The 18,256-nt window shown below is 42.4% G+C and carries 12 protein-coding genes; 8 read left to right on the plus strand and 4 right to left on the minus strand.

From position 1 onward, the window contains the following. The first annotated feature begins 8 nt into the window (after positions 1-8). From lpxB to tilS, 4 genes are all read left to right on the plus strand, one after another. A complete protein-coding gene (lpxB, locus tag AAEY97_RS10590; protein WP_350998719.1) occupies positions 9-1,157 on the plus strand; it encodes a lipid-A-disaccharide synthase in 1,149 nt (382 codons plus the stop codon). A 20-nt stretch (positions 1,158-1,177) separates the two neighbouring features. Further along, the gene (gene rnhB / locus AAEY97_RS10595; protein WP_162023505.1) at positions 1,178-1,816 is read left to right on the plus strand and encodes a ribonuclease HII; all 639 of its coding nucleotides are present in this window, start codon (positions 1,178-1,180) and stop codon (positions 1,814-1,816) included. A 110-nt stretch (positions 1,817-1,926) separates the two neighbouring features. Then, positions 1,927-5,403: a DNA polymerase III subunit alpha gene (gene dnaE / locus AAEY97_RS10600; protein ID WP_350998722.1), complete on the plus strand. Its 3,477-nt coding sequence runs from the start codon at positions 1,927-1,929 to the stop codon at positions 5,401-5,403. A 9-nt stretch (positions 5,404-5,412) separates the two neighbouring features. After that, a complete protein-coding gene (gene tilS, locus AAEY97_RS10605; RefSeq protein ID WP_350998725.1) occupies positions 5,413-6,879 on the plus strand; it encodes a tRNA lysidine(34) synthetase TilS in 1,467 nt (488 codons plus the stop codon). Between the two features lie 239 nt (positions 6,880-7,118). Here tilS and AAEY97_RS10610 read toward each other — a convergent pair whose 3' ends face one another. Beyond that, complete coding sequence (locus AAEY97_RS10610) at positions 7,119-7,457, minus strand: hypothetical protein (RefSeq protein ID WP_350998728.1); 339 nt, start codon at positions 7,455-7,457, stop codon at positions 7,119-7,121. 321 nt (positions 7,458-7,778) lie between these two features. On the opposite strand from AAEY97_RS10610, the gene AAEY97_RS10615 reads away from it, so the two are divergent. Together AAEY97_RS10615 and AAEY97_RS10620 are read left to right on the plus strand one after the other, a co-directional pair. Further along, positions 7,779-9,368 (plus strand): M28 family metallopeptidase, encoded by a 1,590-nt coding sequence (locus AAEY97_RS10615; RefSeq protein ID WP_350998846.1) that lies wholly within the window; start codon positions 7,779-7,781, stop codon positions 9,366-9,368. Positions 9,369-10,226: 858 nt separating this feature from the next. Next, a complete protein-coding gene (locus tag AAEY97_RS10620) occupies positions 10,227-11,477 on the plus strand; it encodes a DUF4238 domain-containing protein (protein WP_350998731.1) in 1,251 nt (416 codons plus the stop codon). A 15-nt stretch (positions 11,478-11,492) separates the two neighbouring features. Here AAEY97_RS10620 and AAEY97_RS10625 read toward each other — a convergent pair. Further along, a protein-coding gene (locus AAEY97_RS10625; RefSeq protein ID WP_350998734.1) for an IS3-like element ISShfr6 family transposase occupies positions 11,493-12,670 on the minus strand; the annotation gives its coding sequence in 2 pieces (ribosomal slippage) (positions 11,493-12,412 and positions 12,412-12,670; 1,179 coding nt in all). Positions 12,671-12,759: 89 nt separating this feature from the next. Here AAEY97_RS10625 and AAEY97_RS10630 point away from each other — a divergent pair. Continuing rightward, positions 12,760-14,256 carry a transposase gene (locus AAEY97_RS10630; RefSeq protein WP_502959453.1) on the plus strand — a complete coding sequence of 499 codons (1,497 nt, stop codon included), beginning with the start codon at positions 12,760-12,762 and terminating at the stop codon, positions 14,254-14,256. Positions 14,257-14,465: 209 nt separating this feature from the next. Then, positions 14,466-14,873, plus strand: a complete 408-nt coding sequence (locus AAEY97_RS10635) for a hypothetical protein (RefSeq protein WP_350998740.1) — start codon at positions 14,466-14,468, stop codon at positions 14,871-14,873. Between the two features lie 497 nt (positions 14,874-15,370). Here the strand turns inward: AAEY97_RS10635 and AAEY97_RS10640 are convergent, their stop codons facing one another. Then, entirely contained in the window at positions 15,371-16,414 is a 1,044-nt protein-coding gene (locus tag AAEY97_RS10640; protein WP_350998741.1) for an IS110-like element ISShfr7 family transposase, read from the minus strand. A gap of 702 nt (positions 16,415-17,116) precedes the next feature. Beyond that, positions 17,117-18,211 (minus strand): peptidase C39 family protein, encoded by a 1,095-nt coding sequence (locus AAEY97_RS10645; RefSeq protein ID WP_350998744.1) that lies wholly within the window; start codon positions 18,209-18,211, stop codon positions 17,117-17,119. Positions 18,212-18,256: the final 45 nt, after the last annotated feature.

Below are 18,256 nucleotides of genomic sequence, written 5' to 3' on the forward strand. Positions count from 1 at the left end.
CGGAAACGATGACCAACTCTCCTTCAAAAGTATTCGCCATTGTCGCCGGAGAAATCTCCGGCGATATTTTAGGTGCCGGTTTAGTTAATTCACTCAAAAAACGCTACCCTGATGCACGCTTTATTGGCATTGGTGGCCCTCGAATGCAAGCTCTAGGGTTTGAGAGTTTATTCCCAATGGAAGAACTGTCGATCATGGGCTTAGTCGAAGTGTTATCACATTTACCTCGACTGCTTCATATTCGTTCAAGTCTCGTGAAACAAATTACTGAATTAGCGCCAGACTGTTTTATTGGTATTGATGCGCCCGATTTTAATATTGGCGTAGAGCTTAAATTAAAAGCCAAAGGGATTAAAACAGTCCATTATGTCAGCCCGTCAGTATGGGCTTGGCGTCCAAAACGTATATTTAAAATTGCTAAAGCCACTAATATGGTGTTGTCGTTATTGCCGTTTGAGAAAGCGTTTTACGACCAACATCAAGTACCTTGTACCTTTGTGGGGCACACACTTGCGGACGATATTCCGATGCACAGTGATAAGCTGGCTGCTCGGCAGTTATTAGGATTAGATCCTAATGCTGAATACTTGGCAGTATTGCCAGGGTCCAGAGGTGGAGAGCTAAAGCAATTAGCTGAACCATTTATAAAAGCTGCTCAGTTAGTTAAGCAAACCTTTCCAGACATCAAATTTGTCACCCCAGTGGTTAATGATGCTCGTCGACAACAGTTTCTTGCTGCACTGGAGGAGTTTGCTCCCGATCTAGAAGTCACTATTGTTGAAGGTCAATCTCGCGAAGTCATGGCTGCTGCAGATTGTATTTTATTAGCATCTGGCACCGCGACATTAGAGGCCATGCTGGTTAAACGTCCTATGGTTGTGTCGTATCGGGTTAGCCCAATTACATACGCCATCGCGATTAAAATGATGAAAATCAAAAATTATTCGTTGCCTAATTTACTCGCAAACGACACCATCGTGCCAGAACTGATGCAAGCTAATTGCCAACCACAGTTAATTGCCGATGCGATAATCAACCAGCTTAATCAAGATTTTGTACCGCTAAATACCCGCTTTGAAGAATTACATCAATTGCTAAAGTGTAATGCCAGCGAGCGAGCTGCAGATGCTGTAGTAGCATTATTACCAGCGCCGTAACCTGACTAGGATAAGCTAATATGTCGACATTATCGGTTGTGATAAAAGATATTACCCCTGAACAAGTAGCCATTATTTCACAAGGGCTTGTTGCTGGTGTTGACGAAGTCGGACGTGGTCCATTGGTTGGCGATGTGGTCACTGCCGCGGTGATATTAGACCCAAATAAACCGATTGTTGGCCTTAATGATTCTAAGAAGCTTAGCGAGAAACGTCGTAATTCCTTATATCAACAGATAATGGATAATGCGCTAAGTGTCAGTATTGGCCGTGCCAGCCCTGCTGAAATCGATGAGCTGAACATTTTGCATGCCACCATGTTGGCCATGCAGCGCGCAGTAGCCGGGTTATCCATTTTACCTGAACGAGTGCTGGTTGATGGTAATCGGGTACCGGATTTTGGTATTGCCAGTCATGCGATAATTAAAGGCGACGGCTTAGTGGCTGCTATTAGTGCGGCATCCATTATTGCCAAAGTCACTCGTGATGCCGAGATGGACGCGTTAGACAATCTGCACCCGCAGTATGGCTTTGCTAAGCATAAAGGGTACCCAACCAAAGCGCACTTCGAAGCGTTAGCCTTGTATGGCGTATTACCTGAACATCGTAGAAGTTTTAAACCTGTCGCTGAACGTATATTGCTTCAGGATACATTTTGATAATAGCCAAATTAAGCGAGTTTATCGTTGGATAACATCGCGTAGTTTGGTAGTCTAAATCCCGCATTTTCGTGTTGTTTCATTCATCTTTTTCGAAGAAAAAATATTCTATGTCCGATCCTCGTTTTGTTCATTTGCGCGTCCACAGTGATTATTCAATGTCAGATGGCGTTGCTAAAGTTAAACCTATTATTGCTGCTGCTGAGAATCAGGGGATGGCAGCAATAGCGTTAACTGATCAAAACAACTTTTGTGGTTTGGTTAAGTTTTATGGTGCTTGTAATGGTGCGGGGATCAAACCGGTCATTGGCGCAGATTTTTGGGTGCAAACACCTGGTTTTGAAAAAGAATTTTGCGCCTTAACCATTATTGCGATGAACAATGAAGGTTACCAAAATCTGACTCAGTTGATCAGTGAAGCTTATCTTCGTGGTCATGTCGATAACCGTGTGGTGATCGACCAAGATTGGTTAGTCAAATATAACAGCGGCTTGATCATTATCTCGGGTGCCAAAGATGGCGATGTCGGTAAGGCATTATTAAAAGGTAATCAAAACCAAGTAGAGTCGCTGATTGCCTTTTATCAACAACACTTTGAAGATCGCTATTACCTCGAGCTTATCCGCACTGGTCGTGCACATGAAGAACGCTATTTACACATGGCGGTTGAGCTAGCATCAACCAAAGGTTTACCTGTAGTTGCCACTAACCAAGTGGTGTTTTTAAAACAAGATGACTTTGAAGCACATGAAATCCGGGTGGCAATTCATGATGGTTTTACCTTAGTCGATCCGCGTCGCCCTAAAACATACAGCGATCAACAATATCTGCGCACCGAAGATGAAATGATCGCATTGTTTGCCGATATTCCGTCGGCAATTCAAAACAGTGTTGAAATCGCGAAACGCTGTAATGTCACCATTCGCCTAAATGAATACTTTTTGCCTAATTTCCCTACTGGCGACTTATCCATTGAAGATTTCTTGGTTAATGTGTCCGTTAAAGGCTTAGAAGAACGTCTTGAGTTTTTATTTCCAAACCCACAAGTTCGCGCCGAAAAACGTGTCGAATATGACGAACGCCTCGAGATTGAACTGAAAGTCATTAACCAGATGGGTTTCCCTGGTTACTTCCTTATCGTGATGGAGTTTATTCAGTGGGGCAAAGACAACGGCATTCCAGTTGGTCCCGGCCGTGGTTCTGGTGCGGGTTCATTAGTCGCATACGCGCTTAAAATTACCGACTTAGATCCACTAGAATACGATTTACTGTTCGAACGATTCTTGAACCCTGAACGTGTATCCATGCCCGATTTCGACGTCGACTTTTGTATGGACCGACGCGATGAGGTGATTGACCACGTAGCTGAGCTATACGGCCGAGAAGCGGTATCACAGATTATTACCTTTGGTACTATGGCGGCCAAAGCCGTTGTGCGCGATGTTGGCCGCGTATTAGGTCATCCTTACGGCTTTGTTGAACGGTTAACTAAATTAATCCCCGCAGAACCAGGGATGACATTGGCGAAAGCCTTTGAAGTTGAACCCGCGCTTCCTGAAGCCTATGACGGCGATGAAGACGTTAAAGAGCTTATCGATATGTGTCGCCGCTTAGAAGGGGTAACACGTAACGCGGGTAAGCATGCCGGTGGTGTGGTTATCGCACCGACTCGAATTACCGATTTTGCACCGCTATATTGCGATGCCGAAGGCTTAAACCCAGTAACACAATTTGATAAAAATGACGTTGAAACTGCTGGTCTGGTTAAGTTCGATTTCTTGGGCTTACGTACCTTAACCATTATTGATTGGGCATTGCAGATGATTAATCCGCGCCTGATTAAAGAAGGTAAAGAACCCGTTAGTATCGAAGCCATTCCGCTTGCCGATCCTGCCTGTTTTAGATTACTGCAACGCTACGAAACAACCGCGGTATTCCAGCTGGAATCTCGCGGTATGAAAGACCTGATTAAACGTCTGCAGCCCGACTGTTTTGAAGACATGATTGCACTCGTGGCTCTTTTCCGCCCAGGTCCTTTGCAGTCAGGCATGGTTGACAACTTTATTGAACGTAAGCACGGCCGTGAGGAAGTGTCATACCCAGATGCTGAATATCAGCATGAGTCACTAAGAGAGTTATTGTCACCGACCTACGGCATCATTTTGTACCAAGAGCAGGTCATGCAGATTGCTCAGGTATTGTCGGGTTACACCCTAGGCGGCGCGGATATGCTCCGTCGTGCAATGGGTAAGAAAAAACCTGAAGAAATGGCCAAGCAGCGCGGCACGTTTAAAGAAGGGGCGATTAATAACGGCGTCGACGGCGACTTGTCGATGAAGATCTTCGACTTAGTGGAAAAGTTCGCCGGTTACGGTTTTAACAAATCGCATTCTGCCGCTTATGCACTGGTGTCGTATCAAACCTTGTGGTTAAAAACCCATTTTCCATCGCAATTTATGGCCGCGGTAATGTCTGCCGACATGGACAACACCGACAAAATCGTCACCTTGGTTGACGAATGTGAACGCATGGGCTTGCCGCTAATTCCGCCCGATGTCAACAAAGGCTTATTCAAGTTTACTGTCGATGACGACCTTAATATTGTTTATGGTATCGGCGCGATTAAAGGTGTCGGTGAAGGCCCGGTAGATTCTATTTTAACAGCCCGTAAAAATGGACCGTTTACCGACCTGTTCGATTTTTGTGCTCGAATTGATTTGAAAAAACTCAATAAGCGAGTAATTGAAAAGCTTATCCTTGCAGGCGCCTTAGACACATTAGGCCCGCATCGAGCATCAATGATGGCGACCTTGCCTCAAGCGATTAGTGCTGCGGCGCAACATGCTAAAGCAGAAGCGACTGGCCAAAATGACATGTTTGGTTTACTCAATAGTGAACCTGAAGACAGTAAGCAAAACTTTGTCCATTGTACTCCGTGGCCAGACAAAATCTGGTTGGAAGGTGAGCGCGAAACATTAGGACTTTACCTTACTGGTCACCCTATTAATCAGTATTTAAAAGAACTTAAGCAATACACTAATGGCCGCTTAAAAGACATTCACCCAACCGAGCGCGGTAAAACGGTTAAAGCAGCTGGTCTAGTGGTGGCAACACGGGTGATGATCACTAAGCGTGGCTCTAAAATGGGCTTAGTCACATTAGATGATAAAAGTGCCCGTTTAGAAGTCATGCTATTTACCGAGCCGTTTGAGAAGTTTGGTCATATGCTTGAAAAAGATCGCATTCTTATTTGTGAAGGTGATGTCAGCTTTGATGATTTCTCTGGCGGCAATCGCATGAACGCCCGTAATATCATTGAAATTGGCGAAGCGCGCAGTCACTTTGCCAAAGCGGTTGAAATCAATGTTCATGGCGATGATGTCACGCCTGAGTGGTTACAAACCTTTGAGCAAACATTAACACCGTGGCGTAAGGGCGCTGTGCCTGTGGTGATTAACTACACCAAACAGCAAGCCAGCGGCAAAATCGTGTTAGGTGAAGAGTGGCGAGTTAATCCCAGTGATGAGTTAATGTTAGCCCTCGAAAGCATGCTTGGTTCAACTAACGTCAAAATCGTGTTTAATTAGGCGCGCATCATGATTGAAAAGTCTTCGTTAACAGAGCAAATGAGTGCACCACAACTGCTAAGTTTGCTCGAACAAGCGATATTACCCCTTTATCAAATGAATGTAGTTAAAGGTGAATCATCGCCTAAGTTAGTACTGGCTTACAGTGGCGGCGTTGACTCAGAGGTGCTCGCGTGTGGATTAAGTGCCTTGGCACACAAACATCCGCATATTGCTTGCCTGCTTATTCATGTTCATCATGGGCTAAGTGCCAATGCTGACATTTGGGTACAGCACTGTATCACTCGGGCTAATCATTATCAGCTGCCAGTGCAGATTGAGCGAGTTAAGGTTGAAAAGGGCCCTCGGCAGAGTTTAGAGGCGCAAGCCCGCGATGCTCGTTACCAAGCATTTGACCGTTATCTTAATCCCGGTGACATTTTACTGACCGCCCATCATCAAGATGATCAACTTGAAACCTTATTACTCGCGTTAAAACGTGGTCAAGGCCCAAAAGGGTTGGCGGCAATGGGGGCGATACAAGCTTACAAACAAGCTTGGCTAGTTAGACCGTTATTGGATATCAGCCGCGATCAAATCGAGCAATTTGCGGCGCAAAAACAACTATCCCATATTGAAGATGAAAGTAACCAAGACGACAGCTTTGATAGAAATTTTTTACGCCTGGATATCATTCCAAGATTAAAACAGCGTTGGCCAAGTATTGCGACCACCGCAGGGCGTAGCGCCGCATTATGTGCCGAGCAGCAACAGGTTATTGACGACGAAGTGAGTCATCGCTTACCCGAGTGGTTAATAGTGCCCGGCGATACAAATGCATTAATGACCGAATCAACCGGGTTTAAACTCACCGGGTTTGGTCAATTGAGTGCCGCTTGGCAAGCATTACTGTTTCGCGGTTATTTAATTCATTGTGGCGTTAGTTTACCTTCGCAAGCGCAATTACAGCAGATCCTGTCACAACTGTTAGCGGCTAAAGACGACGCTAACATGTCGATTCAGTGGGGCGATTATCAAGTTAAACGTTTTGCTGGTATCGCTTATGTGGTTAGCCATAAAGAGCTCGACGCTATTGATGCAAGTACAGTTCAACAACCATTTGAGCAACTGCTTAAAGGCGAGCTGCAACAGATAGTGTGCCGAGTTGGGCACAAGCAATGCCAGCTGGGCCTGCAAATCGCCACAGACAATACGCCGCTACTTGCTTTACCCAATAATACCGCCGTGAGCATACGCTTTGGCGCGGCAGGTTCAATTAAATGTCAGCCACAATTTGCCACATCACAACGGCAAAAACCGCGCGAATTAAAGAAACTGTGGCAAGAATGCAATATCCCGCCATGGCGTAGACCACAAATCCCGTTAGTTTTTTATGGTGACACCTTAGTCGCCGCCGTTGGTTTATGGGTCGACAAACGCTATTTAGCGCAAACGGGTGATCAAGGGATTTGTATACCGCTTTTTGACGCACGATGAAGAGTGATAACAGCAGGTTAAGACGATAACAAGCGATAAAAACAGCTTAAAGCGATAACAAGCTACAGCCGATAATGCCCATGACTAAGTGCTAGAAAGCTTCACTGCTATATGCGATAAAAGCGTTAGGTTTAGGGTGATGAAGGCATAGCAGTAAAGCCTAACACTGCACGAAGTTACTATCTAAAATAGGTAGTATTAAATTGTTTCAGTTAGGCCACAGATGTTTAGCTTTCCTGTTAATTGACGGCTTGACAGATCCTTTCTGGCTGGAGCAATTTCTCCGCCTGACTTTCAATATGTTCTCCAGATCCTGTTTGACCGTAATTAAATTCAGTTGCAAAAAATGAAGCATCCATTTCTGTTTTATTTTTTAATGCTATCGGTAATACAGAGCAAAGTTTTTTAACCGCTAAGTCTATTTTGTTTGACTCAATCAATTGTAATGTCGTTGTCGACATTTGGATCTCTGCCGCGGCAACACTTTGCCCGCCATAAGCGAAAAACTTCAATGCAACAAAACCTGCACCTACAACACCAAGTGTAAAGCTGATTAAAGCCACCATAATAAATTTCATGTATTTTCCTTTTCACATTAATTAGCGTTAAGAGATAGAGTGAGTAGTGCGAAATAACAACGGTACGCATATTCCATGTCAAACTTACCTACAGACATATTATCTTTGATATACAGCTTTTGACATAATATGTCTCACTATGTTTGCTAAGACATATTATGTCAACTGATTTTTGATATAGGCAAAATTAACTCAATATTATTATGTGAAACTGAGCAGAGTTTTATTTCCAACTTTTACGAATAATAATGTTTACTCTAATCCTTTTTTCAATGTGGCGATCTTGTTGCTACAATGGTTTTTCTTAATACTCAACAGAGGATGTTGTCTGTGAATACCTTTCGTTTATTAGCCGTGTTTGGTGCGTTTTTGCTGCCAAGCGTAAATGCTACGCCGTTTCAATTTGATCAAAAAACCTATCGTCAAGATGTGCAAACCTTAGCAAGTGATGAATTTGAAGGTCGTGGACCATTGTCCCATGGTGAAAAACTGACGGTTGAGTATTTAGAAAACGCCTACAAAGCAATGGGACTCGCTCCAGGTTTTGGTGACAGTTATCGTCAAGCTGTGCCAATGGCTAAAATTACTGCCGATCAAACAATGCAGCTGAGTATGGGGGATTTAGTGTTTAACAACGGCACTGACTTCACCGCACGTACTGAACAAGTTCAGCCTCAAGTGAATGTAGATAACAGCGATGTAGTGTTTGTTGGCTATGGTATTAATGCGCCAGAATATCAATGGAATGATTACGCCAACATTGACGTTAAAGGCAAAACCGTGATTATGCTGGTCAATGACCCAGGCTTTGCGACTCAAGATCCTGCCATCTTTAAAGGCAATGCCATGACCTATTATGGCCGCTGGACTTATAAGTATGAAGAAGCAGCAAGGCAGGGCGCCAAAGCGGTGTTTATTGTCCACGAAACTGCACCCGCAGCCTACGGCTGGAACGTCGTTGAAAACAGCAACACTAATACTAAATACACCTTAGTTGATGATCAAAATAATCAATCACACATTGGCGTCATGGGTTGGATCCAGCACCAAACCGCGCAAAAAGTGTTTCAAGCAGCAGGCTTAGACTTTGATAAAGTCAAACTCACCGCAGCAAAAGCGGGTTTTAAGTCTATACCACTTAAACTCAAAGCCAATTTAGCAGTAAAAAATACCATTGAATTAGCCACCTCATATAACGTAGCAGGGCTGATACCAGGTACCAGCCAAGCCGACGAATGGTTAGTCATGCATGCCCATTGGGATCATTTAGGTAAAACCGTGCAAGATGGTAAAACGGTTATTTTAAACGGCGCCGTCGACAATGCCTCTGGCGTTGCTGGTGTATTGCAATTAGCGCGTCATTTTAAAGCGCAAAACAAAGCACCTAAACGCTCTATTCTGTTTACTGCATTTACCGCAGAAGAAACAGGACTCATTGGCGCGCAATACTTTGCTGCCAATCCTCCGGTACCGACTAAACAACTGGTATCGTTTTTAAACATAGACGGCATGAATGTAGGCAATGGTGTTAATTACATCCTGCGTTATGGTCAAGGCGTGTCAGAACTTGAAACCTATTTAGACGATGCCGCCAAAGCACAAGGCCGCACTGTAAAGGCTGATCCCCGTCCACAAAATGGCTTAATGTTCCGTTCAGACCACTTTGCCTTAGCCCAACAAGGCGTCCCCGGGTTAATGTTCATGAGCTTAGGCGACACTGATCCAGACTACATTGCCCATAAGTACCATCAAGGTGCAGACGACTACGATGCCAGCTGGAATTTAGGCGGGGTAGAGCAAGACTTAGCTTTAATCAGCGACATCATTGAAAAGCTTGCCAACAACAAAGACTGGCCAAAATGGATTGAAGATTCAGACTTTAAAAAGCGCAGAGCACAAGACGGTAAGTAGTGTTAGTTGAGGAGGCGAAAGCCTCCTTTTTATTAGATATGGCCTGCGGCCACTAACGTCGTGGCGCTTCACCCACACCAGACTATTTCAAACTTCGTTTGAAGTAAGATCGCAAGGTTCCACCCTACATGGGCTGATACATATGGCCTGCGGCCACCAACGTCGTGGCGCTTCACCCACACCAGACCAAGAGGAAACCAACGGCTGTTCCCTCTTGGAACTCCCAGCCGCCCCGCAACATTTTCAAACAGCGAAAAGGTCGCCATGGGGATTGATCCAGCTTTGGGCTTTATTTGGAATCGGCCTCGGACTTATTCGAAAATGCTAACGCTTCCGATGGTACATCCTGTACCGCGAAAGCTAGCCTGACATCCATGTCATGCTCACGCTATTTTCTTCAACGTCCTCAAGTTCAAAGTTGAATCAAACCTATTGACAAGAAGGTGTTTAAGTTAAACTAAAACAGTTGGTTAGGTTTGCTTCGTTACACATTAAAACCAACAATTTTAGTCCGCTTAACGCGGCGTTGAACGAAGCCGCAGCACGGAGCCAAATGAAGTTTCAATTGGACGTATAATCCTCATTGAAATCGTTGGGCTTAAAGATGTAAGATAGAAATACAATGAAAAGGAATTTCAATGAAAAACTTATCTACTACTCGATATCAATTGACTCTAAACTGCTCTGTAGCCCATAGCCAGCATCAAAAAAAGCAAATTCCTATAGCATAAGCGTACCAATTAACCTGGACTCGGCATCGGCCAAGTCCAACAAGCGATTTGTGCCATGTAAACGGCGCAACTCACAAATACTAAAACGTTAGGCTTCTCAGCGTTCAATCTACAAATGGAGGTGATCATGACAGAATCTAAAAAACATCATTATGTCCCTCAATCTCTACTTAGAAATTTCAAATACGATAAAAATAAAATATTTGTTTTTGATAAAAAAAGAAAAGTTAGCTATCCCTCCTCAATAATAGATGCAGGTAGTGAGAATCATTTTAATACTGTTGTGCGAAATGGAGAAAGATTAAACTTTGAAGCATTGTTTCAAAAAAACGATGATGACCTAGCATGTTTAGTTGAAAAAATAATAGACAATAGAAACACTCATTGCTTGACAGTTCTAGACAAGGAAAAATTACTTAGCGTTGTAGTCGTTCAAATAATAAGAACGAAAATGTATAGAACTTCAATGAAGTCTGTTTCTGAACAGTTAATGCGACAATTTTCAGAGAAAGAATGGGATTTAGATTTAGAAATACCAACGGAAAATGATGTTAGAGAATCATCACTTTCATCATATAAATATTTTAAATCTCAAATGGAGGCAATTAGCGGAAAGGTAGGGTTCCTCATTCGAAGCAATACTAATGAAGATTTCATAATTTCAGACAATCCAATTACCCGTCATAATACATTCCCATATGGAGGGGTTGGATTATCATGTCATGGTATTGAGGTATACTTTCCTATTTCACCTAATCTAACTTTCGCATTGTATTGTCCTACCATTATAAAGAAAATGAATTCCTACGTAGTATATCAACCTGAAAGTCGAACTAAAACATTATATCAAAGCATACTAAAAGGAATCGACACAGGGGTTCCCGTAACATTAGGTAAAACCACATCTAAATTTTTAAACTCACTACAAGTGAGTAATTCGTCCAGATTTTTATATTCTAATTCTAAAGATTTATTTTGTAATGCTAATGAAATAATTAATAAAAACCCAGACCTTGCTGAAGTCAAAACACAAATTACTGTAGGTGAAATGGGGAAAGCACCTATAAATAATAAAATGCCAGATGGTGAGTGGGTGGTAATTCATAGTACACATGATCATCATATGTTCCTTGTTTTTAATGTTTCTAATGAAATTGGTGATTTTAAATTTAGTATTAAAAGAAACAACGATATTGAAGGGGTTTTAAGCTCTATGAATATCAAAGAGATTTCATTATTCAAAAATGGCTCTGAAGTTTCTCATATGAAGGATGTGCGGTTAGAATTTAGTATAAAAAACACGTCAGAATTAATGATTAAGGTTTTACATAAACTAGACTTTTTAAATAAGATTATAGCTAGTAAAAAAGAAGCCTAACACATACTGTAGTGGTCAAGTAATATTGGCCACGGTTTTAGAGTCATTCCAATATAAACGTTCTGACTCATTTGGCGTTAACCCACCATTATATTGATGGGGTCTAGTTTCACTGTAATATCCAGTGATGTAATTTGTGATCGCTTTGTCTGCTTCTGTAAAATTCCCATAGCCACTTGCGGGTACCCATTCAGATTTCAAACTTCTAAAGAAACGCTCCATTGGTGCATTATCCCAACAATTCCCGCGACGACTTATGCTTTGCTCAATCTGAAGACGCCATAATAACTGTCTGAATTTCAAGCTTGTGTAATGTGAACCTTGGTCGCTGTGATATATCACATTCTCAGGTTTCCCCCTTAACTCAAATGCCATTTTCAAGGCTTTAGAGGTCAGCTCGCTGTCAGGCGATAATGACAAAGCCCACCCAACAGGTTTGCGGGAAAATAAGTCTAAAACAACGGCTAAATATGCCCAACGATTACCGACCCAAACATACGTCACATCACCACACCACACTTGATCTGGTTGAGTTACTGCAAACTGTCGATTAAGCGTGTTTGGGATCGCTACATGCTCTTGTGCAGCTTTCCTATAAGAATGCTTAGGCTGCTGACAGCTTAATAATCCAAGCTTTCTCATTAGATTACGGGCTCGATAACGACTGAGATTAATCCCTTTGTTAGTCACTAATTGCGCTATCGTTCGAGCACCGGCAGAGCCATTACTAATACGATGCGCGGCCTTCACTTCACTGCATAAAATTGTAAAATCAGCATCGATATGCTCTTTTCTTTTTAGCCAATATTTATAGCTACTTCGATGCACTTTGAATGCATTACAAATTGTGAGAATAGAGTGGCTCTGCTTGAGTGCGCTGATCAGCGTAAATTGTTCATCGAGTCTGACATCAAGAGAGCGGTAGCCTTTTTTAGAATAAGATTATGCTCCTCAAGACGGGCTACCTGTTTCTTCAGTTCACGGATTTCAATTTGTTCAGGGGTAATGGGAGAGGCTTTTGGCGTGCCACCCTGGCGTTCTAGTTTTAACTGTCTCACCCATTTATCCATGGTTGATTTACCCACGTTCATCGCCTTTGCAGCTTCGATGATGCTATGGTTTTTATCGAGGACTAATTGGGCTGCTTCAAGTTTGAATTCAGCACTAAATGTTTTTCTGGTTATCGAGCTCATGTGTTCACCTAAAGTCATGTACGAGGTAATAATATCACCTCTATTTAGGTGGCCAAAATAACTATGCCACTACATGCCAAAGTAAATTCATTCCCATCAATTTTTCAGAGCAAATTCTGCCTGGTACATTTGAGTATGCCCTTTGTTATATTATCGAAAATAAACTCGATTTATCGGAGTTTGATGCCTGGTATCATAATGATAAAACGGGTGCTGCAGCATATTCACCGGCAGTGATGCTCAAAATTATTTTACTCGGGTATGCGCATGGTTTAATTAGCAGTCGGCGTATTGCTAAGGTGTGTGAAAACAATATTTTGTTCATGAGCGTATCGGGTGACGTTCAACCCCATTACACATCGATAGCAAGTTTTGTGGCTAAAATGCACGAGCAAATAGAGCCACTGTTTACCCAAGTGCTGATGATTTGTGACGAAGAGGGTTTGATAGGTCGTAATATGTTTGCCATTGATGGTTGTAAGTTAAAGTCAAATGCGAGCAAAGAATGGAGTGGTACATTCGATGAGCTCAGTCGTAAAAAAGCGAAATTAGTGCGGGCAAGCAAACGCATTATAGAGCGTCATCAAGCCCAAGATGGGTTGAGTGAAGAGCTCGTCACACAAGACTTAAACCAAAAAACAAAGTTAGATAAAAGTGCGGATAAAATCACGGCATTCCTCGCGGCACACCAAGAAAAAATAGGCAGCCAAGGCAAGCCTGTTAAAAGTAATATCACCGACCCTGACAGCGCAAAGATGACGACATCAAAAGGCACCATTCAAGGTTACAATGGTATTGCGATAAACGATGATAAACATCAAATTATCTTACAAGCACAAACGTGGGGTTCGGTCGGTGAACAACAAACGCTTCAGCCGGCAGTCACTCAATTAAAACAACAACTCGATAAGCTCAATCCTGTTAACCCCTCAATCGAGCACACCATAAAATTCACCGCAGACAGTGGGTTCAACAGCGAAGCTAATTTGGCATTTATGGCACAAAGTGGCTTTGATACCTACATAGCAGATAATCAATTTAGAAAACGAGACCCGTTGTTTAAAGACAGTGAAACGTACGAAACCGAGCAAGAAAAGCGCAGATTAAAACGACGTAACGGCAAGCCACGATTGTTTACCTGTGATGACTTTCATTATGATGAATCAACACAAACCTGCCGATGTCCCGCAGGCAATGAGATGTGGCGAAGCGGCATCAATGTCAAAAGCTATAACCAAGAATACACTCGATTCTGTGGTTATTTAAAAGATTGCAAAACTTGTCCGTTGCAACAACAATGCATGCGAAAACCGCCGATAAAAACGGGTCGGCAAGTGCAGTTTAAAAATGATGCCTCACGGAAAAAACTGAGTTACTCCGACAAGATGAAAGTGAAAATAGACAGCCCAATGGGGCGGCGGCAATATAGCAAACGACTGGGTTGTATCGAACCTGTATTTGGCAATATTACGGTCAACAAAGGGATGAATAAATTGACCTTACGCGGCCAAGTCAAAGTTAATGCCCAGTGGCAACTGTACTGTCTTGTTCATAATATAGAAAAGCTGCAACACGCGATGCACTAAGAAGGGGTAAGCCCTTTTCACCTCAAAAACTCACCAAACCCGCCTTATACTCCCTCTAAAAACAACAATACATCAGCATGTTAAATAATAATCTAAACGCCACTAAATAATTGAATCAAAATAGAAACTCAGATATTGTTTAATAATTAATTAAAATGAATTTTAAAACGAGTAATTCTACAGGCTCGTTATAAAGCCAAAGGTATCGGATGAACCTCGAAGCACTTTACCTAGAATATATTGAGGCAAAATCGCTAAAAGATAAGAATGAAAGTCATCATCTTGTCCGCAAGCTTGTAGGTCGAATTGCTTCTAATTTTCCAAAAGATAACCCTGACTCTTTAGTATGGTTTACTGCTGCTTTAATTCACACTGAGAAAAAGTGGTTTGTGGTAAAGCTTTTGGAAAAGGTTAATCCTGTGCCTAAAGCTCTTTTCGATGATTTAGTTCTAGCCTCATTAATCGAGTATGATCCTAGTTTTAATAAATGGTTTATTACTCCATGTGTTAAGTCATTTGGCGTAGAGGCAGTTAAATCAAAAATAATGGCGTTAGCTTCTCACCCTCAAGTAGTTGAAAATGAAGGTGTAAATAAAGTAATGTATTGGGTTAGGTGACTGGCTTTATAACACATATGAGCCTTCCGCCAGTCAATAGGCGAGCCTAACTTATTTGACTGCTTTTGCAGTCAAATTAAAATCAATCAACAAATTCATCTACTTCGTCTGTCATTTAGCTGTCAAATCATCGTTTACAGCAAACACATATAGAGGCTCTCTTAGTGCGATCTTATCGCTGCCTGACGCTTTTCATTCCTTTGAAATATCAGGGGCACTAGACATTTATCGGTTAACCCTAAGATGGCACTATTCAAGTCAGAGGTGCTTTTTGCACAGTTAGTTTCAGGCTCATTTAGGGTGTAAACGACTTTGTTGATTGTATTTATTAATGCGCGCCAATAAGGTGTCTAATCAAGGCAATGTAGCTTAAATAGCATTTGGCATAGTGATGATGGTGAGAAGTCATTGCTTCATTAGCCACATCATTCACGTTCATGCTCGCTTCTCTTTGTAAGAGTATCTAGTTAGACGTTCAGCTCACCTTATTGCGCGACTTATCCTTTTAAGAATCGTTGTTCATCAAACACCGTTTTGTTCTTCAGCATGAAATAGACGCAGCGACCAAGCTTATGTGCCAGTGCAGACAACGCCTTTGCTTTACTCATTCTTTTTTGTAATCGATTAAGGTAGTTACGTGCTTTGTCATTGCCTCGTAGGTAAAGCACCGCTGCTTCTGAGAATGCCCATTTCAAATGAGCATTACCGATTTTATTGCCATTGGTGCCATAGGTTTTACCCGCTGATTCTGCTTTGCATTTGACCAATCGAGAGTATGAAGCAAACTTTTGTACTGACTCAAATCGACTGATATCACTGATTTCATAGAGGATTGTCAGTGACAAAATCTTGCCAATGCCAGGTACTGTTTTAAGTAGTTCTAAATAGACGGGGTTATGGTTTTTGGCTTGTTTTTCGATGAACCATTCAACCTGTGCGAGTTCCTTTGCATAACAATCAAGTAGTGCCATGTCTAAATCAATGTTGCGCTGCACGATAGGGTCTTGATATTGCTCGCGTAGTTTTTGTCTTGCTGAAATATTTTTTAGATTTAACTCAGTGGCAGGTAAGTTGTATTGGCTATTAGTGTTAACCACATGACCTTTGAGCATAGCGCCGTGACGGACAATCTTCATTCTACGACGTAGTAGGTCACGTGCTGCGCGCATTTCACTTGGATAATCATAAGCTATTGGAAAGTTACCACCACGCAGTAGTGTGGCAATTTTAAAGGAATCGACTTTATCATTTTTGGTTTTACCACCGTGAATCGCCTTCATATAAAGCGCATGACCTAAGATAAAATCAATCCCAAGTTCAGCACACCAGTCGGACACCCAATACCAGCAATGCATGCACTCAACTCCGACAATTACATTGCCGATATAAGGTTCTAGAATGAGTAATAAGTCATCTTTACTGGCACCTATCTTTTTATGAGCTACAACTTCCCCTTTAGAATCAATGATACAGACATAAAGTAAACGTGCATGTAAATCGATACCACAGTAGTATGGATGTGAGTTATTATAAAATCTCATTGAGTTTTCTCCTGTTGGTTTAGTCACCTTAAGCATACCGCTGATGCGGCTTGCTAGGGAGGGGGCTCAATGAGTATCAAACAAATTAATCAGGACTAAAAACAGTTGGCTTTTGCTCCTGCGTCGCCTATTTTAGCCAACAATTTTTAGCCCATTATTTGGGAGTTACCCATAGAAATTTAACCTGAAACTCACGAATTAGAATTAATGTTCTAACTCGGAAATGTCCAAAAACGAGTTAGTTTTTTATGAAAATGCATAGATTCAACTCTGAACTTGAGGCCGTTGAAGAAAATAGCGTGAAGCTCACATGGATGTGAGCTTAGCTTTCGCGGTACAGGATGTACCATCGGAAGCGTTAGCATTTTCGAATAAGGCCGAAGCAGATTCCGAATGCAGGTCAAAGTTAAATCAATCCCCATGGCGACCTTTTCGTTTTTTGAAAATGTTGCGGGGCGGCTGGGAGTTCCAAGAGGGAATAGCCGTTAATTTCCTCTTGGTCTGGTGTGGGCGAAGCGCCACGACGTTAGTGGCCGCAGGCCATAAGCACAAACAACAAAAGAAACAGCTGGATTCCAGTTCAACAACACTACCGGAATGACAGTAGATTTGGCTCATGCAGGATGGAACCTTGCGATCTCAATTCAAACGAAGTTTGCAAAGCCAGTTGTGGCTGCTTGCCATAAAAAAGCTTAACCATCATTAAGCCAAAGATGATTTAACCACTAAACAAGAAACCTGTTTCTGCTTCCCATACTGCATCACTTGCGCCAGCTCTGACTGACTAATCGGTACATACGCTGCATTAATCGCATCTTTTTGTGCTTCAACAAATGGGTCGTGAATAAACATGAACTGCTCGTTGTAACCGCTTAATACCACCCAATGTGGGCCTTTCTCGCCATTAAAGCGATAAGTACTTATCATCAGCAAAACGGCATAACCGCTGTCAATCCAATGTTTAATTTGAACCAGTGTAGGTGCCGCGTTGTGTATCTCAACACCTTGCGAAATCAACTGTTGGCAAAAATCGTCATGCACTATGGTAATGACGGCTTTTTTATTGCTGTCACGGACGCTATCAATAAAAGGAACCGAGGTTGATTGGCTGTACATTTCAATTTTTAAGCCACGCTTAATCGCTGCTAAGGCTAAGCCATGAACACTGCAACCGCCGTGGCCGCTGGTCATAAAAATAGTGGTGGCTTCGCGCCAAATGCTCAGCTCATCAACTCGACTTGGATTATATTGCGGCTTTACCGCACTCATGGCCATCATTAAGCAGGCCGCGCCACAGGTAAATGGGGTGGTTTGTACATACAAAGGCATCTTGATGACTTTGCTTGGCCCTGGTGGGTCTAGGCGTTTGTGCATGCGCACGCCATCAGCCAAGTCGTCATAATAATGCACTAAGGTTTTTAGGACTTTATAACCCATTTTTAAATAAAGATTTTTGGCAGCGATATTGTCGTTTCGCACTTCTAGGCGTAATGTAATGAAACCACGTTCGACTACTGTGTGCTCACATTGTGTGACCAGTTCGAAGGCAATGTTGCGACCTCTAAATTCGCTTGCAACGGCAATAGAGTAAAGCCTAGCTAGCCGAGTGCCTCGATGAAATAGCACCAGAGCATAGCCTGCAAGTGTGCCGTCTATTTCGGCCACTAATAAGCTGTCCAGAGGTGAATTGAGAAAGCGTTTCATCTGCCGAGAACTGATTTTATCGCCACTAAATGCATTGTTTTCGATGTGGTTTAGTTGCGGTAAATCGCTGGGGGTCGCTTGACGAATAAGCATGAGTCGGCTCGAGTTGGCAAAACATGATAGTGGCTTAATTTACGC

It is taken from the genome of Shewanella sp. TB7-MNA-CIBAN-0143 (assembly GCF_040310065.1).
Taxonomy (GTDB): Bacteria; Pseudomonadota; Gammaproteobacteria; order Enterobacterales; family Shewanellaceae; genus Shewanella.